Genomic DNA, 19,336 nt, shown 5'->3' on the forward strand with positions numbered 1-19,336 from the left:
CCCACCCGGGCGTACCCCCCCGGCCTGGCCTGGGCCCCCCGCGCCCCGCGCGGGGCCCTCTGCCATGCCCTACAGCCAGCCCGCGAACTCGAGGGACAGCTCGCCGTCCTGCGTGCGCCCGGCCGTCAGCGCGCGTGTGCCGGACTCGACCGCCCGGAACAGCGTCCAGCCGCGCAGCCGCGCCTGGTCGACCTCCAGCGAGTCGGCGAGTTTCTTGACCCGCCGCCGGGCCGTGGCGGCGCCTCCCGGAGAGGCGACCAGGTCTTCCACCCGGTCACGCACCAGCCGCGCCAGGTCGTAGGCACGCTCCCCGGTCAGCGGCTCGGGGCCGACCGCCAGCCACGGCGCGCGCTCACCCGACAGGACCTTGCTCTGCCGGAAGTTGCCGTGCAGCAGGAAGAGTTCGGGGGAGTCCTGGACCAGCTCCTCGCGGGCCGCGAGGGCGGCCGAGACGAGCGGTTCGAGCTCGGGTTCCCGTTCCGCGGCGGCACGCATGGCCTCCGACTGCCCGGCGGTGCGCTCCGCGACGGTCTCGAAGGCGTGGTCGGCCGGCGGCTCGACCCACAGCCGCCGCACCGTGCCGGCGGCCTCGAGCAGCGCCTTCGCCTCGGGGAGGGAGCGCAAGGACATCTCGTGGTGGAGCCGTTCCAGCAGGACGGCCTCCTCCGGCACCGCGCCGTCCGGAGCGGTCAGGAGCTCCACAGTGCCCCAGCCGTTCCAGTGCGCCAGCGCCGCCCGCTCGAGCGTGGGAGCCGCCCCGGGAGGCGCGATCTTCAGCACGGCGGGGCTGCCGTCCGCCCGGCGGACCAGGAGGACCAGGCTGCTGCGCCCGCCGGGGGCGCACACCCGGTCGAGGGAGACCGAGTGTGCGGACAGCGCCTCGTCGGTGAGTGCGGGGAGCCGCCCGAGCCAGTCGGCGGCGGCCGTGTCCCCGTACGTCTCGCCGAGCGCTCGCACCAGACGCTGCGGCGGTTCGAAACCCATACGTGCCTTGTTCCCTTTCGGAGCGTGGTCGGCTGCGGCGTGCCCGGCCGCAGCGCGCTCGGTTGCTCAGTGTGTGGCGTCGGTGGCCCCTGCCTCCGCCGTGTTGTCCGGCGGGGCGGCCCTCTCGGTGAGCCCAGGAAAGGCTACGCCGGTGCCGCGCCAGCGCACCGCACGCACCGCGGCCTCCCTGAGCGCGCCCGCGGCATCCTGCCGCAGCGGGCCTCGAGCAGCCCGCACGAGATCGGAGCACACGCCCGCGACCCTGTCCTCCAGCACTGCGGCGAGCCGAATGGCGGTCGCCGGATCGCGTACGGCGAACGGCAGAGCGTACGCCGCGTGCGCCGCCACAGGCGTACCGCCCAGGTCGCGGACCGTCCGTACGAGCGTGTCGCGACGGGCCCGGTGGGCGTCGCAGGCAGCCGTCGCGTCGCTGCGGCGGTCCCCTTCCAGCCGGCCGCCCAGCACCCCGTACCCGTACACGGCAGCGTGCGCGGCGCCGAGTGCGGCCTGCGCGGCGCGGAGCGTTCCGTCGGCGTCGTCCGTCGTGGCCTTCGGTGTCATGCCGAGGTCTCCTTGGCCAGTTCGGTCAGCAGATACGCGTGGGCGGCGCCGGCCGCGGCGACCGAGGCCAGCAGCCTGGCCAGTTCCGGCTCGGCGGTCAGCAGGGCTTTGGCGCGGCCGTCCGCCACCCGGCGCTCCTCGGCCGCGAGGTCCTTCAGGGCCGTCCGCGCCTCTGTGGCGGCAGCCGGCGGGGTCGGAGTGGGGGAACCGCCCGGCACCTTCGCCGGCCCGCCCAGCGCCGTCAGGTGCTCCCGCACAGCGGCGGCCAGTGGTGCGAGCCCGGCTTCCGTCACCGGGTGGGCGGCCGCGACCTGTTCGTAGCCGGAGAGCAGCGAGGCACTGTCACGGGCGGCCGACGCCCGGAGCGCCCCCGACCGGCGCGAAGCGGTGCGTGCGTCCGTGCCCCCAGAGGCCGTTCGCGTCTCCGGTCCGCCCCCGCAGCCCGTCAGCACCGCACCCAGAGCGAATGCTCCCGTAGTGGTGAGCGCACCCCTGCGCGTCGTCCCCGTGCGGTGCACTTGTCTCCTTCAGCCTGGTTTTTGACAGTTTTTGACCTGAAGTGATCACCGGGGCTGAGCGTACCCGCGGTGGGGCGGGAGGCGGACGGCAACACCCCTGCGGACCGGATACCCTTTGACCTGACACGCGACGATCCCCACAACAGCACACGCGGCCGAGGAGTCACCCGGATGAGCACCACCCAGAGCGACAGGCTGCGCGAACTGCTGGAGCCGCTCGTCGGCGCCAAGGAGCTGGACCTCGAGGAGATCGAGGTGTCCCGGGCGGGCCGCCGCCGCGTGCTGAGGGTCATCGTGGATTCCGAGGACGGCGTGGAGCTCGACACCTGTGCCGAGCTGAGCCGCACGATCTCCGAGACGCTCGACGAGACCGACGCGATGGGCGACGACGAGTACGTCCTCGAGGTGAGCTCTCCGGGCGCCGACCGCCCGTTGACCGAGCACCGCCACTACGTACGCGCCATCGGCCGGCTGGCCAAGCTGAACCTGGACGACGGCGGCGAGCTGGTGGCCCGCATCCTGGGCGTCGACGACGAGGGGCTGGATCTCGAAGTGCCCGGCGTCAAGGGCCGCAAGCCCACGGCGCGCCGTGTCGCCTTCGACGAGATCGCCAAGGCGCGCGTCGAGATCGAATTCAACCGCAAGGACAAGAAGGAAGAGGAGGCGTAGCCGTGGACATCGATGTGAAGCTTCTGAAGGGCTTGGCGCAGGACAAGGAGATCCCCTTCGACGTGCTCGTCGGGGCGATCGAGTCGGCCCTCCTCATCGCGTACCACCGCACCGAGGGCAGCCACCGCCGTGCGCGCGTCGAGCTGGACGCCGCCGGTCACGTCACGGTGTGGGCCAAGGACGACCCGGCCGAGCTCGAGGAGGGCCAGGAGGCCAAGGAGTTCGACGACACGCCCTCCGGCTTCGGCCGTATCGCCGCGACCACCGCCAAGCAGGTCATCCTGCAGCGGCTGCGCGACGCCGAGGACGACAGGACGTTCGGGGAGTACGCGGGCCACGAGGGTGACGTCGTCACCGGTCTCGTCCAGCAGGGCAAGGACCCGAAGAACGTACTGGTCGACATCGGGAAGCTGGAAGCGATCCTGCCCGTGCAGGAGCAGGTGCCGGGCGAGGAGTACACCCACGGCCTGCGGCTGCGTACGTACGTGGTGCGGGTGGCCAAGGGGGTGCGCGGTCCGTCCGTGACCCTCTCGCGCACCCACCCGAACCTGGTGAAGAAGCTCTTCGCCCTGGAGGTCCCGGAGATCGCGGACGGGTCGGTCGTCATCGAGGCCATCGCCCGCGAGGCCGGCCACCGCACCAAGATCGCCGTACGCTCCACCCGGGCCGGCCTGAACCCGAAGGGTGCCTGCATCGGCCCGATGGGCAGCCGTGTGCGCAATGTCATGGCCGAACTGCACGGCGAGAAGATCGACATCGTGGACTGGTCGGACGACCCGGCGGAGATGGTCGCCAACGCGCTGTCACCCGCGCGGGTGAGCAAGGTCGAGGTCGTGGACCTCGGTACGCGCTCCGCCAGGGTGACCGTGCCCGACTACCAGCTGTCGCTGGCGATCGGCAAGGAGGGGCAGAACGCCCGCCTGGCCGCCCGGCTCACGGGCTGGCGCATCGACATCCGTCCCGACACCGAGACCGAGGCCGAGCGCGACGTCGCCGACCGTGAGCGCGCCGAGCGCGCCCGGGAGCGTTCCGAGCGCGGCTGACCGACCACGCAGTGCCTCCGGAGCCGCTCCAGGGCGGCTCCGGAGGCACTGTGACGGAATAGATCAAGGCGCTGTGCCGCTGAGATCACGACAACATCCGTTCGATTCTTGCCCCAATGGGGTGAGGTCGGTGCGGGGAGGTAGACTTAGCGTGTCTGGCCGGACGCACGCCCGCGTTTGCCCCGAGCGAACCTGTGTGGGATGCCGGGAGCGAGCGGCCAAGAGCGAGCTGCTGCGCATCGTGGTGGACGAGGGAGAGGTTGTCCCTGATCCACGCGGTACGCTGCCCGGCCGGGGTGCGTATGTGCACCCGGCCTCTGTCTGTCTCGACCTGGCGGTTCGCCGCCGGGCATTCCCCCGGGCCTTCAAGGCCAAGGGGCCGTTCGATTCCGCGGCACTGCAGCGGTTCGTCGAACGGGTGACACCGTAGGAAAGTGAACGGCACGGGTCCCCGTGCGGTCAGGTACCTCGCGAGTTGGAAGTAGGTCGAGATTGCGATGAGCACTCGATGAGTACGCGATGAGTACGCCCATGAAGTAGCGACGGTCCGGCGGTAACCCGGACCTAAAAGGAGCGAAGTGGCTAAGGTCCGGGTATACGAGCTCGCCAAGGAGTTCGGCGTAGAGAGCAAGGTCGTCATGGCCAAGCTCCAAGAACTCGGTGAGTTCGTCCGTTCGGCGTCCTCGACGATCGAGGCGCCGGTTGTACGCAAATTGACTGACGCACTGCAGGGTCCCGGCGGCAACGCCGGCAAGTCCGCTGCGAAGCCTGGCGCGCCCCGCAAGGCCGCCCCCGCGAAGCCCGGCGCGCCGTCTCCGGCCGCCGCGGCACGTCCCGCTGCCCCGAAGCCCGGCGCCCCGGCCCCCAAGCCGGCCGCCGCGGAGACCCCGGCGAGCAGCACCCCTTCGGCGGCGCCCTCCGCGCCGTCGGCGGGCCCCCGTCCGGGCCCCAAGCCCGCGCCGAAGCCGGCCCCGGTGACTCCGGTCCCCGCCGCCGAGTTCTCGGCACCGGCACCGGCCCAGCCGGCCGCCCCCCAGCAGCCCCAGGCCCCGCGTCCCGCGGGTGCCACCCCGGGCCCCCGCCCCGCCCGTCCGGCTCCGGCCGGCGGTCAGCGCGACGGCGGCCGTGGTGGCGAGCGTGACGGCGGCCGTGGCGGCGAGCGCGGCGGAGACCGTCCTGCACGTCCCGCCGGCCAGGGCGCACCCCGCCCCGGTGGCGCACGTCCGGCCGGACCCCGTCCGGGCAACAACCCCTTCACCTCCGGCGGTTCCACCGGCATGGCGCGCCCCCAGGCGCCCCGTCCCGGCGGTGCCCCGCGCCCCGGCGGCGGTCAGGAGCGCCCCGGCGCCCCGCGTCCGCAGGGTGGTCCCGGCGGCGCCCCGCGTCCGCAGGGCCAGGGTCAGGGCGGCGCACGTCCGTCCCCGGGCGGCATGCCCCGTCCGCAGGCTCCCCGTCCGGGCGGTGCCCCCTCGGGTAACCGTCCGAACCCCGGCATGATGCCGCAGCGTCCCGCTGCGGGCCCGCGTCCCGGCGGTGGCCCCGGCGGCGGCCGTGGTCCCGGTGGCGGCGGCGGTCGTCCCGGTGGTGGCGGCGGTCGTCCCGGCGGCGGCGGCTTCGCCGGCCGTCCGGCCGGCCCCGGTGGCGGCGGTGGCGGCTTCGCAGGCCGTCCCGGTGGCCCCGGCGGCGGTGGCGGCGCAGGCCGTCCCGGTGGTGGCGGCGGCTTCGGCGGTCGTCCCGGCTTCGGCGGACGCCCCGGCGGCCCCGGTGCCCGTGGTGGCACACAGGGTGCGTTCGGCCGTCCCGGCGGTCCCGCGCGTCGTGGTCGCAAGTCGAAGAGGCAGAGGCGCCAGGAGTACGAGGCCATGCAGGCCCCGTCGGTGGGCGGCGTCATGCTGCCTCGCGGCAACGGGCAGGCTGTCCGGCTGTCGCGCGGTGCGTCCCTGACCGACTTCGCGGAGAAGATCAACGCCAACCCGGCGTCGCTCGTCGCCGTGATGATGAACCTCGGCGAGATGGTCACCGCCACGCAGTCCGTCTCCGACGAGACGCTGAAGCTCCTCGCGGACGAGATGAACTACGTCCTCGAGATCGTCAGCCCCGAGGAGGAGGACCGCGAGCTGCTCGAGTCCTTCGACATCGAGTTCGGCGAGGACGAGGGCGGCGAAGAGGCTCTGGTCTCGCGTCCGCCGGTCGTGACCGTCATGGGTCACGTCGACCACGGTAAGACCCGACTGCTGGACGCGATCCGCAAGACGAACGTCGTCGCGGGCGAGGCCGGTGGCATCACCCAGCACATCGGTGCCTACCAGGTCGGTGCCGAGGTCAACGGCGAGGACCGCAGGATCACCTTCATCGACACCCCGGGTCACGAGGCGTTCACCGCCATGCGTGCCCGTGGTGCGAAGTCGACCGACATCGCGATCCTCGTGGTGGCGGCCAACGACGGTGTGATGCCCCAGACGATCGAGGCGCTGAACCACGCCAAGGCGGCCGAGGTGCCGATCGTGGTCGCGGTCAACAAGATCGACGTCGAGGGCGCCGACCCGACCAAGGTGCGCGGTCAGCTCACCGAGTTCGGTCTGGTGGCCGAGGAGTACGGCGGCGACACGATGTTCGTCGACATCTCCGCCAAGCAGGGCCTCAACATCGAGGCGCTCCTGGAGGCCGTCGTCCTCACCGCCGACGCCTCGCTCGACCTGCGGGCCAACCCGGAGCAGGACGCGCAGGGTATTGCGATCGAGTCCCACCTCGACCGCGGTCGCGGTGCCGTCTCGACCGTCCTCGTCCAGCGCGGAACGCTGCGCATCGGCGACACGGTGGTCGTGGGCGACGCGTACGGCCGTGTCCGGGCGATGCTCGACGACAACGGTCAGAACGTCCAGGAAGCGGGTCCCTCGACCCCCGTCCTGGTGCTCGGTCTCACCAACGTCCCGGGCGCCGGCGACAACCTCCTGGTGGTCGACGAGGACCGTACGGCCCGTCAGATCGCCGAGAAGCGTGCCGCCCGTGAGCGCAACGCCAACTTCGCCCGCAAGGGCGTCCGGTTCTCCCTGGAGAACCTGGACGAGGCGCTCAAGGCCGGTCTGGTCCAGGAGCTCAACCTCATCATCAAGGGCGACGCGTCCGGTTCGGTGGAGGCCCTCGAGTCCTCGCTGCTCCAGCTCGACGTCGGTGAAGAGGTCGACATCCGGATCCTGCACCGCGGTGTGGGTGCGGTCACCGAGTCGGACATCAACCTGGCGACGGGTTCCGACGCCATCGTGATCGGCTTCAACGTGCGCGCCGCAGGGCGTGCCGAGCAGATGGCCGAGCGCGAAGGCGTGGACGTCCGGTACTACTCGGTCATCTACCAGGCGATCGAAGAGATCGAAGCGGCCCTCAAGGGCCTGCTCAAGCCGGAGTACGAAGAGGTCGAGCTCGGCACGGCGGAGATCCGCGAGATCTTCCGTTCGTCCAAGCTGGGCAACATCGCCGGTGTGCTGGTCCGCTCCGGCGAGGTCAAGCGCAACACCAAGGCGCGCCTGCTGCGCGACGGCAAGGTCATCGCGGAGAACCTCAACATCTCCGGTCTGCGCCGCTTCAAGGACGACGTCACCGAGATCCGCGAAGGCTACGAGGGTGGTATCAACCTCGGAAACTTCAACGACATCAAGATCGACGACGTCATCGCGACGTACGAGATGCGCGAGAAGCCGCGAGGCTGATCAACGGGGATACCCGGGGGGAGACCTCCGGGTTCCCCTGCACGGTCGGGGCCGGTCGACGGGTCGTATTTCCGTCGATCGGCCCCGGCCGTTCCGTGTACGGTTCGGGTGTCCCCGCCAAGCGATGGCGGGGCACGACCCCGAACCGGCGGGACATCCGGACTTACATGTATGTGGGGACTCTGTCCTTCGATCTGCTCCTCGGCGACGTACGGTCGCTGAAGGAGAAACGCTCGGTCGTCCGCCCGATCGTCGCCGAGCTCCACCGCAGGTTCGCGGTGAGTGTCGCGGAGACGGGCGACCAGGACCTCCACCGCAGGGCCGAGATCGGCCTCGCCGTGGTCTCCGGGGACACCGGGCACCTCACAGACGTACTCGACCGGTGCGAACGCATGATCGCGGGCCGGCCGGAAGTGGAGCTGCTGTCCGTACGACGGCGGCTGCACAGCGACGAAGACGATTGAGCACGTTCAGATAGGAGACGGACCAGTGGCCGACAACGCGCGGGCAAAGAAGCTGGCGGACCTCATCCAGGTGGTGGTCGCCGAGAAACTGCAGCGCGGTATCAAGGACCCGCGTCTGGGCACGCACGTGACCATCACGGACACTCGTGTCACCGGCGATCTGCGGGAGGCCACGGTCTTCTACACGGTCTACGGCGACGACGAGGAGCGGGCCAGCGCGGCCGCCGGACTGGAGAGCGCCAAGGGCATCCTCCGCTCGGCGGTCGGTGCCGCGGCGGGGACGAAGTTCACCCCCACCCTGGCCTTCGTGGCCGACGCCCTGCCGGACAACGCCAAGGCGATCGAGGACCTGCTCGACCGGGCACGCGCCTCGGACGCCAAGGTCCGCGAGGCATCCTCCGGTGCCACGTACGCCGGTGGTGCGGACCCGTACCGCAAGCCTGAGGACGAGTCCGACGAGAACGACGGGGACTCGCCTTCCGCATGACGCAGAACAAGCAGGACAGGACGCCGGACGGCCTCGTCATCGTCGACAAGCCGTCCGGCTTCACTTCGCACGACGTCGTGGCCAAGATGCGCGGCATCGCCCGCACACGGCGGGTCGGCCACGCCGGCACGCTGGACCCCATGGCCACCGGAGTCCTCGTGCTCGGTGTCGAGAGGGCGACCAAGCTGCTGGGCCACCTCGCGCTCACCGAGAAGGAGTACCTGGGGACGATCCGGCTCGGCCAGGACACCGTCACCGATGACGCGGAGGGCGAGATCATCTCGTCCACCGACGCCTCGGGGGTGCCCCGCGAGGGCATCGACGCGGGGGTCGCCGCACTGACCGGCGCGATCATGCAGGTGCCCTCCAAGGTCAGCGCCATCAAGATCGACGGCAAGCGGTCCTACGCACGGGTGCGCGGCGGCGAGGAGTTCGAGATCCCGGCCCGGCCGGTGACCATCTCGTCCTTCCGGGTCTACGACGTGCGCGAGGCCGTCGCGGAGGACGGCACCCCGGTCGTCGACCTGGTCGTCTCCGTCGTGTGCTCCTCGGGTACGTACATCCGTGCCCTGGCCCGCGACCTCGGCGCCGGGCTCGGCGTCGGCGGGCACCTGACCGCGCTGCGGCGCACCCGCGTCGGACCCTACGGCCTCGACGCGGCACGCACCCTCGACCAGCACCAGCAGGAGCTGACCGTGATGCCGGTCGCCGAAGCGGCCGCCTCGGCCTTCCCGCGGTGGGACGTGGACGAGAAGCGCGCCAAGCTGCTGCTCAACGGCGTACGGCTGGACATGCCGTCGTATCCGCCGGGGCCCGTCGGGGTGTTCGGGCCCGACGGGGCGTTCCTGGTGCTCGTCGAGGAGCAGAAGGGCAAGGCCAAGAGCCTCGCCGTCTTCGCCTGACGCGCCGCCCCATGGGTTCGACCCATCGTGGAGCGGGCACGCCCCCCGGCGTGTGCCCGCTCCACGATCCCCCTCCAGAGGCCATTCCTGTCCAGGAAGAACCCGCCGATTCACCCCAATGGGCGGCGCTCGGAGTGACTGAGGGGTGCGAGGGGGGCGCTTTCGTCCCGTGAGTTTCCGGTGCCGATCATCTTGGATCTACCGTCTGGGCATGGGCAGCGGGGACCGGTCGAAACTTGTGAGAATCTGCGATCAGGCAGGCCGGCCGCGGGGGACCGGATTCGTCGCGGACGACCGGGGCACGGTCGTCACCAGCCATCAGGCCGTGGGGCGCTCCACGAGCCTGACCCTGCACGGCGCCGACGGCCGTAGCTGCTCCGTCGGCCCGGGCGACATCACCGCACTGCCCGCTCTCGGCCTCGCCCTGCTGCGCACCGACGGCCCGGAGGCCCTGGGCGTCGAACCGCTCCCCGTCGCCGTACGCGAGCAGATCGACACGGGTACCTACGTGCGGATCGCCGCCCACGGCTGGCGTGAGGCACGCGTGCTCGGGACGACGGAGGCGACCTACTCCGAGGGCACACGCGAACACCACGTGGCCGACGCGCTGGAGCTCGCCCTCGGTACGGACGGGCGCGACGCGCTGCGCTCCGGCGGAGCCGCCGTCGGCGGGCCCGTGACGGACCCGCGCACCGGGGCCGTCCTGGGCGTGCTCTCGACCGCCCTGAGCGCCGGACGCGAGACCGCCGGACTCGCGGTGACGCTGACGCCCCGGGACACCCCCGGGCCACTGGCCGAGGTGCTCCGGCGCAACGCGGGCGGTGTCCCGGGATACGGCTGCGACCTCAACCTCGCGGGCGCACTGCAGCTGACAGCTACCTCGCTCGGCCAGGCCGACGGCCGGCCCTGCGGCACGGAGCCCGTCGAACGCCCCGACAGCAGTGCGGAGTTCACGGCCTTCGAGGCCGGAACCGGGCCCGTACTCGGACTGGTCGGAGCCCCGGGTACCGGCCGCACCACGGAGCTCGCCGCCCTCGCCGGCCGTCGCGCCCGCGGGCCCGTGCCCGCCCTGACGCTCTGGCTGCGCGGAGCCGATCTGCTGGCCGACGACCTCTCGGTCGCCGACGCGATGACCCGGGCACTGCAGCGCTCCGGGAGGATCGTCAGCGCTGCCGGGGCCCGGGGCGACATGGGGGCCGCCACCCCTGAGCGGGTGGCCCGCCTCGCCGCGGCGTCCGGGAACCCGCTCCTCGTCGTCGTGGACGGCCCGGAGGAGATGCCGCCCCTGCTGGCCCACCGGCTCGCCGGGTGGACCGTGGCGACGGCCGAGTGGCTCCTGGCGCACGAGGCACGGATGGTCGTCGCCTGCCGCCCCGAGCACTGGGAGACCGCCGGCGCGCTGTACCCGCCGGGCGCCCTGCACAGGCCGGAGCGGCCGGGGGAACCGGACGGGGGACTGCCGCCCGCCGTCCGGCTGGGCGACCTCACGGCGGAACAGGCCGAGCGGGCCTGGGAGCGGTACGGCATCCCGCCCGGATCGATCGCGCCGGGCCACGACCGGCACCCCCTCACCCTGCGCCTGCTCGCCGAGGTACGAGCGGCGCTGCCTCCCGACGCACCCGGCAGGCCCGGGACCGAGGAGGTCTTCGCCGCCTATCTGGACCTCGCCTGCGTCCGCGTCGCCGTCCGGATCGGCGCCCGGGCCGAACCCCGGCTCAAGGGCGCTGCGGTCCGCAGGCTGGCCGCGAAGGTGGCCGGTCAGGTCCACGAGGCGGCCAGGCGCTGCCTCGGCCCGGGACAGGGCGAGCTGGACCGGGAGGCCTTCGAGGAAATCTTCCCCTGGCGCACGGGATGGGCGCCGGCCGTCCTCACCGAGGGGCTGCTGGTCCCGGCCGGCGCGGGATACCGCTTCGCCCACGAGGAGCTGGGCGACTGGGTGCAGGGAGCGCACCTCGACCTCGACGCGGCGCTGCATTCGCTGGTGCACCGCCGGCACGCGGACGGGGCCGCCGCGGAGCCCGAACCCGCCCCGCCGGACGCCGCGGAACCCGGCAGCCTCCCCGTGCCGCGCCACCGCATCGGCCCGGTGCTCCAGGCGATGCTCCTGCTGGAGCGACGTCAGGGGCACGCGGCACTGGCCCACCGGATGGCGGACCTGATCGAGGCGATGGACCGCCTGCCGTCCGCCCCCGGCGCACACGAGCGCCTCACCGACGCGGCCTGGTGGGCGGCCCGCCTGCTCCGGGAGAGCCTCCTCCGGGTGCCGGACGCCCGGCCCTGCCTCGGGGTGCTGCGGGTGCTCGCCGGCCGGATCACCCGACGGTCCCTGTCCGGCGGCGGCCCGGCCGCCCTCGGCCCCTACGCCGAATTCGTGCCGTGGTTCTGGTGCCGGATCCGGCTGCCCGAGGACGACCGGATCGACCTGCTGCGCCGTCTGCTGCCCGCCGACGGCGCACCGCGCGCCGATGGCGGTGAGAGGTACCTGGACGCCGTTTCCCGGCGCCTCGCGGCCCACCCCAGGACCGTCCAGACCCTGCTGTGCCGCTGGTTCACCGACGAGAGCCCCCTGCCCGCCGAGGAGGGCGTGCCGATGCGGCTCACCGTGGCCGCCGCCGCGCAGGCCCTCCTGTACGCCCGCCGGGACCTCGCGGTGGACGACCTGACCGAGGCGCTCGTGGACACCGCGCACCCGCGCGCCGCCGAACTGCTCGTCACCCTCGCCGAGGACGAACCGGGCGCCCTCTGCCGGGCCGTCGACCGGTGGGCACGCGACGAGGAGCGGCCGGGACGACGCGCCGCCGCAGCCCTCCACGCCACGCTCACCGCCACCCGCACCCTCTCCGCGTCCGACCGCGCCCTGCTGCGCGGTGCGGCGCTCACCCTGCTGGCGCGGCCCGACGACTCGGTCCTGCACGCCCAGGCCCTCACCGTCCTCGTGCGGGACCCGGGGGCAGGGCGCCGCTACCTGCCGCAGGCCCTTCGGATCTTCGCCGCCGGTGACCCCCGGCTGCCGCTGGCCCTGCTCACGGAGGTGTTCCCCGAGCACCCCGAGCCGGTGCTCGCCGCACTGCGCGTCCGGCTGTCGCTGCCCGGCGACGCCGCCGACGACGTACTGCGGGAGCTGGCCTCCCTGGACACGCCCGCCCTGGCGCTGCACGCCCCGGGCCTCGTACGCCATTACGTCGAGAGCCGTACCGGCGCGGACGCCGCCGCCCAGGCCGCCGCCTACGTCGGCCTCAGGCTCGAGCACAGTCCGGCCGCCCGGGCCCTGCTGCTTCCCCTGATGGCCGCGCTGCTGCGGGACCGGCCCGCTCCGGCGCCCGTGCGCGCCGCACTGGCCCGGGTACTCGCCGCCCCGGGGAGCACGGCGTCCAGGCCGCTGCGGGCCGAGCTGCTGGAGGTCCTGCTGGAGTTCGAGCAGGACACCGGCAGGGATCCGGAGGTCCTCGACGCCCTGCTGCGGGCGGCGGCGGCAGCTTCGGAGCGCCGCCCCGAAGCCCGCACACGGGCTCTGGTGCACCGCACCGGGATGCTTCTCGTGCGGACTCCCGAGGGCGTGGCCCGCTTCGACCGGGGGCTGGCCGAACTCGCCAGGGACGTTCCCGGATTCGCGACCCTCGTCACCCGCTGGCTCGAGGACGCCCCCGCCGAGTGGGCCGCCGTCGTGGGCCCCGGCGCCAGGCGGACGCTGGAGGAACTGTGCGGGCCGCGGTCCGGCATCCCGGTGCCGATGCAGGCCGCGGGACGTGAGCATGGCAGTCTTAGACCTGCGTAATGGACATCTACACGTACACAGGTTCGGGCGAGGAGCGGTCACAGTGCACTGCTGGCGTGGCTTGGAGGACATCCCTGAGGGCTGGGGGCGAAGCGTCGTTACCATCGGCTCCTACGACGGGGTGCACCGCGGACACCAGCTGCTCATCAGCCGTGTCGTGGAGCGGGCGCGCGAGCTCGGTGTGCCCTGCGTGGTCGTGACCTTCGACCCGCACCCCAGCGAGGTCGTCCGCCCCGGTACCCACCCGCCGCTGCTCGCACCGCACCACCGGCGCGCCGAGCTCATGGCCGGACTGGGTGTGGACGCGGTGCTGATCCTGCCGTTCACCGCCGAGTTCTCGCAGCTCTCGCCCGCCGACTTCGTCGTGAAGGTGCTCGTCGACAAGCTCCACGCGCAGCTGGTCGTGGAAGGCCCCAACTTCCGCTTCGGACACCGGGCGGCCGGCAACGTCGCCTTCCTGGCCGAGCTCGGTCCGGCGTACGACTTCCGGACCGAGGTCATCGACCTCCATGTCACCGGCGAGGCGGGCGGCGGAGCGCCGTTCTCCTCCACGCTCACCCGCCGTCTGATCGCCGAGGGCGACGTCGAGGGCGCCGCGGAGATCCTCGGCCGCCCCCACCGTGTCGAGGGCGTGGTCGTGCGCGGTGCCCAGCGCGGCCGCGAGCTCGGCTTCCCCACGGCGAACGTGGAGACCCTGCCGCACACCGCGATCCCCGCCGACGGCGTCTACGCCGGCTGGCTCACGGCGAACGGCGAGGTGATGCCCGCCGCGATCTCCGTGGGCACGAACCCGCAGTTCGACGGAACGGAGCGCACCGTCGAGGCGTACGCGATCGACCGCGTCGGGCTCGACCTCTACGGGCTGCACGTGGCGGTGGACTTCCTCGCCTACGTACGCGGGATGCTGAAGTTCGACTCGATCGACGACCTGCTCGTGGCGATGGCCGCCGACGTGAAGCGGTCCAGCGAGCTGGTCGCGGCGTACGAACGGGCCTGACGCCCGTCGGTCCCGCGGCGCGGGTTTTGCCGGCGTCGTCTACGTGGGCGGGTGCTCCGGCGACCCGACCCGTTCCAGCACGACGACCTCGGGCCCCGCCCCCACCGCCACCGCACCGTCGTCCGTCACACAGAGCGACCGTACGGGGCCGGGCATGTCCAGCCGCTCACAGTCCCCGGTGCTCAGGTCCCAGACGCGGACCGTGCAGTCCTCCGAGCCGCTCACCGCTGCGGGACGCCCGTCCAGCGGCGTGCACACCAGCGCGTTCACCGTGCCGGTGTGCCCCGGGAGCACACGCAGGAGCTGTCCCGACCGCGCATCGACGATGCGGACCGTCCCGTCCGGGTGACCCGTCACCACCACGCCCGTCCCTGCCACCCGCGTACAGTCGGCGACCCGCGGCAGCCCGTCGTCCCTGGTCCCGGCGCGGCGGAGCACCGCCATCGCCGGACGCTCGTCGACTTCGGTCGCCGCCAGCCCCACCACGGCCCCGGGCCGTGCGGGCACGCGGTACAGGAGCTCTGCCGTCCGCAGGTTCCAGAAGAGCAGCTCGCCTCCCTCGCTCCCGGCTGCCACCACGGTCTCGCCGCCCATTCCGAGACAGCGCACCGTGGTGAGTGTGGTGAGTGCGCCCTCGAGGTGGCCCGGTGGACCCGTGCCCTGCCACTCCCTGCCCGACAACGGCCGTACCCGGACTGTCGTACCCGCGCCGGGGCTCCCGGAGCCTGACGGGTCACGGGCCCCGGCCTTGGCCGGCCAGGTCTCCAGGCCCGTGCCGGCCTCACCGGGACGGGCGTAGTCCGAATCGTCGTAGCCGCGCGAGGTGCCCTCGTCCTGCTGTTTCACGCGCTCGGAGAGCGTCGCCCCCCGTCCTTCCACCACCGCCGTGGACAGGAGCACGCCCTGCCCGTCCACCGTCGCGCAGGCGAGGGACCCCACGGGCACGGAGTCCTTGACGTCGAGGACCGCCCCGGTCCGGGCGTCACGGACGACCACCTTGCCCACTCCGTGAACTCCCAGCAGCCTCACCGGCATACCCCTCCCCTGGGTGGAACGCGGATCAGGAATCATCCCGTACGAACCGGCCCCACACCACGGAAACGGCTCGTTCCACGCAGCTGATTCGGACCGTGCCCCGGACCGGGAGCGCCGGGGAACGTCCGCGAGCACCTACCCGGCCGCGGTCACCGCAGCCCCCGCCGCCGCCCAGTGGCAGGCGACCTGGGGCCGGCCGTCACCCTCCAGTACCGGCAGGTCCGTCGTGCGGCACGCGTCCGCGACGCCCGCGCGCTCCGCCTCCCCCGAGGCGAGGACCTGACAGCGGGCGTGGAAGCGGCAGCCCGACGGGATCCTGGAGGGGTCCGGCGGCTCGCCCGTCAGGATCACCGGCTCGCCGTCCCCCTCCGGCAGCACGGACAGCAGGGCCTGCGTGTACGGGTGCCGGGGAGCCGTGAGGATCTGCTCGACGTCACCCGTCTCCACGACCCGGCCGAGATACATCACCGCCACCCGGTCGGCGATGTTCCACGCCAGCCCCAGATCGTGCGTCACCACCAGCGCCGACAGACCCAGCTCGTCACGCAGCCGCAGCAGCAAAGCCAGGATCTCGCCGCGCACCGAGGCGTCCAGCGAGGCCACCGGTTCGTCCGCGACGATGAGCTCCGGCTCCAGGACCAGAGCGCCCGCGATCACGACCCGCTGGCGCTGACCACCGGACAGCTCGTGCGGATAGCGCAGGAAGAACCGTTCCGGAGGCCGCAGCCCCGCCAGCGCCAGGGCCCCGGACACGGCCGCCCGCTCGTCGCCCGCGTACCCGTGGATGCGCAGGCCCTCCGCCACGGCGTCGTACACCGTGTGGCGGGGGTTGAGGGAACCGCTGGGGTCCTGGAGCACCAACTGCACCCGCTTGCGGTACGCCTTCAGTGCCCGGCCCGAGCGGTCGAGGGGCCGGCCGTCGAACGTGATCCGGCCGGCCGTCGGCGGCACCAGGCCCAGCAGCGACCGGGCCAGCGTCGTCTTTCCGCAGCCGGACTCGCCGACCAGCGCGACGATCTCACCTCGACGGATGTCGAGGTCGACACCGTCGACGGCCCGCGCGGTCGCCGCCCCGCGCCGGCCGGGGAAGGCGACCTCCAGCGACCGGGCGCTGAGCAGGGGGGCCGGGGGAGTGGTCGTCATGAGGTGCTCCTCGTTTCCCCGGTACCGCCGGGAGTCACGGTGGCTTCCGGCTCCACCAGCACACAGGCCGCCCGCCGGGACGGACCGGCCGGCCGCAGTGCCTGGTCCTCCTCGGCGCAGGAGTCCAGCGCCGCCGTGCAGCGCGGATGGAACGTACAGCCGGAGGGCAGCGCAGACGGGTCCGGCGGGTCACCCGGCAGGCCCCGGGGCGCGTGCCGTGACGCCAGGTCGCCGACGCGCGGGAACGCGGCCGACAGGGCGCTGCCGTACGGATGTCTGGCGCTCTCGTAGACCTGCCTGGCCGGCCCCTCCTCCACGACCCGGCCCGCGTACATCACCGCCAGCCGGTCACAGGTGTCGGACAGCACCGCGAGGTCGTGGCTGATCATGATCAGGCCGAGGTCCTGGTCGCTGACGAGCCGTTCGATCAGCCGCAGGATCTGTGCCTGGATCATCACGTCGAGAGCGGTCGTTGGTTCGTCGGCGATGATCAGCCGTGGGTCGCAGGCCAGCGCCATCGCGATCATCACCCGCTGGCGCTGACCGCCGGACAGCTCGTGCGGATAGGCGTCCGCACGCGCGGCCGGCAGCCCCACCTGCTCCAGCAGCTTGCCGGCGCGGCTGCGCGCGGCGGCCGGGGTCCCCCTGCCGTGCAGCAGGACCGGTTCGGCGATCTGGTCCCCGATGCGGTGCACGGCGTTCAGCGAGTGCATCGCGCCCTGGAAGACGATCGACGCACCCGCCCAGCGCACGGCGCGCAAACGCCCCCACTTCATGGTGAGGACGTCCTCACCGTCGAGCAGGATCTCGCCGCTCAGGGTCGCGGACGCGGGCAGCAGGCGCAGCAGCGCCAGCGCCAGCGTCGACTTCCCGCAGCCGGACTCCCCGGCGATCCCGAGCTTCCGGCCCGCCTCGACCCGCAGGTCGACACCCCGCACGGCGGGGACCGCGGAGGCCCCCGAGCCGTAGGTGACGTGCAGATCCCGGACCTCGAGCAACGGCTGCCCGGCCTCCGGCCTTTCGATGCTCTCAGTCTTCACAGCGGTCAACGGGACACCCCCAGCTTGGGGTTGAGCACGGACTCGACGGTTCGGCCGCACAGCGTGAACGCGAGGGCGACGACCGCGATGGCGAGTCCGGGCGGAGCGAGGTACCACCAGTTGCCGGAGCTGACCGCTCCGGCCTCACGGGCGTCCTGGAGCAGCCCGCCCCAGGAGACGATCGTGGGATCGCCGAGCCCGAGGAACGCGAGGGTCGCCTCGGTGAGGATGGCGGTGGAGATCACCAGCGTGGTCTGAGCGAGCACCAGCGGCATCACGTTGGGCAGGACGTGGCGGGACATGATGTGGCCGTGCCCGCCGCCGAGCGCCCTGGAGCGCTCGATGTACGGGCGTGACTCCACGGACAGCGTCTGGGCGCGCACGAGCCGCGCGGTCGTGGGCCAGGTCGTCACGCCGATGGCGAGGACCGTCGTCCAGAGCGACCGCGAGAGTACCGTGGCCAGCGCGATCGCGAGCACCAGCGTCGGCATCACCAGGAACCAGTCGGTGATCCGCATGACGACGTTGCCGTACCAGCCCTTGAAGTGGCCGGCCGTGATGCCCACCAGGGTTCCGATGGCCACCGAGAGGAAGGCGGCGAGCAGGCCCACGGTCAGCGAGACCCGTGTCCCCCACACCAGGAGGGCGAGCAGGCTGCGGCCGAACTGGTCGGTGCCTAGCGGGAACTCGGCGCTCGGCGACTCCAGCGGGCCGCCCGGCGCCGCGGTGACGCTCCGCGAGTCCGCCCCGACCAGCAGGGGGGCGGCAAGCGCGGTCAGGGCGATGACCGCCAGCACGGCCAGGCCGGCGAGGCCGGCCCGGTGGCCGCGGTACTGCTGCCAGAAGCGGGCGGCCGCCTGACGCCTGCGGGCCCGGGTGAGCGCGCGCGGGCCGGTGGCCTGTTGTGCGGCGTCGGTCGTGGTCGTCATCGGCCCACCCGGGGATCGAGGAGCGGATAGATCACATCGGCGACCGTGTTCATCAGGATCACCGCGGCGGCGAAGACGAAGAACAGCGCCTGCACGAGTGGCAGGTCGGGCACGCTGAGCGCCTGGTAGAAGAGACCGCCGAGGCCCGGCCAGGAGAACACCGTCTCCACCAGGATGGCGCCCGCGACCGTGTTGCCCAGGTTGACGAAGAGCAGCGTCACCGTCGGCAGCATCGCGTTCGGGACGGCGTGCCGACGGCGCACGAGGTCGTCGCGCAGCCCCTTCGCGCGGGCCGTCGTCAGGTAGTCGCCGCCCATCTCGTCGAGCAGCGAGGAACGCATCACCAGCAGGGTGCGCGCGTACTCGACCGCGACGAGGGTGACGACGGGCAGCACCATGTGGTGGGCCACGTCGAGGGCGTACGCGAAGCCGCTCTCGCCGCCGGACTCCATGCCCCCGGTCGGGAACATGCCGGGGACCGGCCCGATACCCACCGACAGGGTGACGATCAGGAGCAGACCGAGCCAGAACGAGGGCACCGAGTACAGCGTCAGGGCGAAGGCGGTGTGGAAGCGGTCACCGGCCGAGCCGTTGCGCCAGGCGGACCTGGAGCCCAGCCAGATACCGATCACGGTGTAGATCACGAACGCGGTGCCGGTGAGCAGCAGTGTCGCGGGCAGCGCCTCGGTGATCTTGTCCATCACGGGGGCGCGGAACTGGTACGACGTACCGAAGTCCCCGGTCAGGGCCTTGCCGCAGTAGTCGGTGAACTGCTGCCAGAGCGGCAGGTCCAGACCGAACTCCTTGCGCATCGCGGCGATCTGCTCGGTCGAGACCTGTCGGCCGCCGGTCATCTGCTTGACCGGATCGCCGGGGATCAGGCGGAACAGGAAGAAGCTGGTAACGAGCACGGCGAACAGCGAGACGGCCGCACCGGCCAGCTTGCCCGCCGCATGGCGGAGGTAGGCGGTCGTGCTGCGGGCGCGTGGACTGCGGTCCGACGGCCCGGCTCCGGCCGGGCCGTCGAGCCGCACAGCGTCCACGCCCGTCGCACTCTTCAGGGCGGGAGTGCTTTCTGCGCTCAT

The 19,336-nt window shown here is 72.8% G+C and carries 17 protein-coding genes; 9 read left to right on the top strand and 8 right to left on the bottom strand.

All coding sequences use genetic code 11. From position 1 onward, the window contains the following. Positions 1 to 69: 69 nt before the first annotated feature. From ABZ441_RS30050 to ABZ441_RS30060, 3 genes are all read right to left on the bottom strand, one after another. On the bottom strand, positions 70 to 984 hold the full coding sequence (locus ABZ441_RS30050) for an aminoglycoside phosphotransferase family protein (RefSeq protein WP_358979909.1): 915 nt from the start codon (positions 982 to 984) through the stop codon (positions 70 to 72). 66 nt (positions 985 to 1,050) lie between these two features. Further along, the gene (locus ABZ441_RS30055) at positions 1,051 to 1,545 is read right to left on the bottom strand and encodes a ferritin-like domain-containing protein (RefSeq protein ID WP_358979911.1); all 495 of its coding nucleotides are present in this window, start codon (positions 1,543 to 1,545) and stop codon (positions 1,051 to 1,053) included. After that, positions 1,542 to 2,063: a hypothetical protein gene (locus tag ABZ441_RS30060; RefSeq protein ID WP_358979914.1), complete on the bottom strand. Its 522-nt coding sequence runs from the start codon at positions 2,061 to 2,063 to the stop codon at positions 1,542 to 1,544. Before ABZ441_RS30060 ends, ABZ441_RS30055 begins: the two co-directional genes overlap by 4 nt. A 171-nt stretch (positions 2,064 to 2,234) precedes the next feature. Here ABZ441_RS30060 and rimP point away from each other — a divergent pair, with 171 nt between their 5' ends. The 9 genes from rimP to ABZ441_RS30105 all read left to right on the top strand — a co-directional run bounded on the left by rimP (position 2,235) and on the right by ABZ441_RS30105 (position 14,104). Beyond that, a complete protein-coding gene (gene rimP, locus ABZ441_RS30065) occupies positions 2,235 to 2,732 on the top strand; it encodes a ribosome maturation factor RimP (protein ID WP_205022710.1) in 498 nt (165 codons plus the stop codon). Between the two features lie 2 nt (positions 2,733 to 2,734). Next, positions 2,735 to 3,775 (top strand): transcription termination factor NusA, encoded by a 1,041-nt coding sequence (nusA, locus tag ABZ441_RS30070; RefSeq protein WP_205022711.1) that lies wholly within the window; start codon positions 2,735 to 2,737, stop codon positions 3,773 to 3,775. A gap of 151 nt (positions 3,776 to 3,926) precedes the next feature. Further along, a complete protein-coding gene (locus ABZ441_RS30075; protein WP_078850801.1) occupies positions 3,927 to 4,205 on the top strand; it encodes a YlxR family protein in 279 nt (92 codons plus the stop codon). Between the two features lie 148 nt (positions 4,206 to 4,353). Next, on the top strand, positions 4,354 to 7,479 hold the full coding sequence (infB, locus tag ABZ441_RS30080; protein WP_358979917.1) for a translation initiation factor IF-2: 3,126 nt from the start codon (positions 4,354 to 4,356) through the stop codon (positions 7,477 to 7,479). A 167-nt stretch (positions 7,480 to 7,646) separates the two neighbouring features. Continuing rightward, positions 7,647 to 7,943: a DUF503 domain-containing protein gene (locus tag ABZ441_RS30085; RefSeq protein ID WP_358979919.1), complete on the top strand. Its 297-nt coding sequence runs from the start codon at positions 7,647 to 7,649 to the stop codon at positions 7,941 to 7,943. Between the two features lie 25 nt (positions 7,944 to 7,968). Further along, positions 7,969 to 8,430, top strand: a complete 462-nt coding sequence (gene rbfA / locus ABZ441_RS30090; protein WP_014153744.1) for a 30S ribosome-binding factor RbfA — start codon at positions 7,969 to 7,971, stop codon at positions 8,428 to 8,430. Then, a complete protein-coding gene (gene truB / locus ABZ441_RS30095; protein ID WP_358979922.1) occupies positions 8,427 to 9,332 on the top strand; it encodes a tRNA pseudouridine(55) synthase TruB in 906 nt (301 codons plus the stop codon). The genes rbfA and truB overlap by 4 nt, the downstream gene beginning before the upstream one ends. Positions 9,333 to 9,543: 211 nt before the next feature. Then, positions 9,544 to 13,107, top strand: coding sequence for a trypsin-like peptidase domain-containing protein (locus ABZ441_RS30100; RefSeq protein ID WP_358979924.1), 3,564 nt, complete (start codon positions 9,544 to 9,546; stop codon positions 13,105 to 13,107). 43 nt (positions 13,108 to 13,150) lie between these two features. Continuing rightward, positions 13,151 to 14,104, top strand: coding sequence for a bifunctional riboflavin kinase/FAD synthetase (locus ABZ441_RS30105; RefSeq protein WP_358979926.1), 954 nt, complete (start codon positions 13,151 to 13,153; stop codon positions 14,102 to 14,104). A gap of 39 nt (positions 14,105 to 14,143) precedes the next feature. Here ABZ441_RS30105 and ABZ441_RS30110 read toward each other — a convergent pair whose 3' ends face one another. The 5 genes from ABZ441_RS30110 to ABZ441_RS30130 all read right to left on the bottom strand — a co-directional run bounded on the left by ABZ441_RS30110 (position 14,144) and on the right by ABZ441_RS30130 (position 19,336). Continuing rightward, the gene (locus tag ABZ441_RS30110) at positions 14,144 to 15,139 is read right to left on the bottom strand and encodes a hypothetical protein (protein ID WP_358979928.1); all 996 of its coding nucleotides are present in this window, start codon (positions 15,137 to 15,139) and stop codon (positions 14,144 to 14,146) included. Between the two features lie 135 nt (positions 15,140 to 15,274). Then, a complete protein-coding gene (locus ABZ441_RS30115; RefSeq protein ID WP_358979930.1) occupies positions 15,275 to 16,282 on the bottom strand; it encodes an ABC transporter ATP-binding protein in 1,008 nt (335 codons plus the stop codon). Continuing rightward, positions 16,279 to 17,331, bottom strand: coding sequence for an ABC transporter ATP-binding protein (locus tag ABZ441_RS30120; protein ID WP_358979932.1), 1,053 nt, complete (start codon positions 17,329 to 17,331; stop codon positions 16,279 to 16,281). The genes ABZ441_RS30115 and ABZ441_RS30120 overlap by 4 nt, the downstream gene beginning before the upstream one ends. Beyond that, positions 17,328 to 18,251: an ABC transporter permease gene (locus ABZ441_RS30125; protein ID WP_358979934.1), complete on the bottom strand. Its 924-nt coding sequence runs from the start codon at positions 18,249 to 18,251 to the stop codon at positions 17,328 to 17,330. Before ABZ441_RS30125 ends, ABZ441_RS30120 begins: the two co-directional genes overlap by 4 nt. Further along, complete coding sequence (locus tag ABZ441_RS30130; protein WP_358979936.1) at positions 18,248 to 19,336, bottom strand: ABC transporter permease; 1,089 nt, start codon at positions 19,334 to 19,336, stop codon at positions 18,248 to 18,250. The genes ABZ441_RS30125 and ABZ441_RS30130 overlap by 4 nt, the downstream gene beginning before the upstream one ends.

This window comes from Streptomyces sp. NPDC005752 (genome assembly GCF_040630715.1).
In the GTDB taxonomy this organism is placed as follows: Bacteria; Actinomycetota; Actinomycetes; order Streptomycetales; family Streptomycetaceae; genus Streptomyces.

Excerpts from the sequence above, each read along its gene's own strand:
- ABZ441_RS30110 (WP_358979928.1), bottom strand. The coding sequence starts at position 15,139 with ATGCCGGTGAGGCTGCTGGGAGTTCACGGAGTGGGCAAGGTGGTCGTC.
- rimP (WP_205022710.1), top strand. The coding sequence starts at position 2,235 with ATGAGCACCACCCAGAGCGACAGGCTGCGCGAACTGCTGGAGCCGCTC.
- ABZ441_RS30055 (WP_358979911.1), bottom strand. The coding sequence starts at position 1,545 with ATGACACCGAAGGCCACGACGGACGACGCCGACGGAACGCTCCGCGCC.
- truB (WP_358979922.1), top strand. The coding sequence starts at position 8,427 with ATGACGCAGAACAAGCAGGACAGGACGCCGGACGGCCTCGTCATCGTC.
- ABZ441_RS30100 (WP_358979924.1), top strand. The coding sequence starts at position 9,544 with ATGGGCAGCGGGGACCGGTCGAAACTTGTGAGAATCTGCGATCAGGCA.
- ABZ441_RS30050 (WP_358979909.1), bottom strand. The coding sequence starts at position 984 with ATGGGTTTCGAACCGCCGCAGCGTCTGGTGCGAGCGCTCGGCGAGACG.
- ABZ441_RS30125 (WP_358979934.1), bottom strand. The coding sequence starts at position 18,251 with ATGACGACCACGACCGACGCCGCACAACAGGCCACCGGCCCGCGCGCG.
- ABZ441_RS30085 (WP_358979919.1), top strand. The coding sequence starts at position 7,647 with ATGTATGTGGGGACTCTGTCCTTCGATCTGCTCCTCGGCGACGTACGG.
- ABZ441_RS30130 (WP_358979936.1), bottom strand. The coding sequence starts at position 19,336 with ATGAGCGCAGAAAGCACTCCCGCCCTGAAGAGTGCGACGGGCGTGGAC.
- ABZ441_RS30115 (WP_358979930.1), bottom strand. The coding sequence starts at position 16,282 with ATGACGACCACTCCCCCGGCCCCCCTGCTCAGCGCCCGGTCGCTGGAG.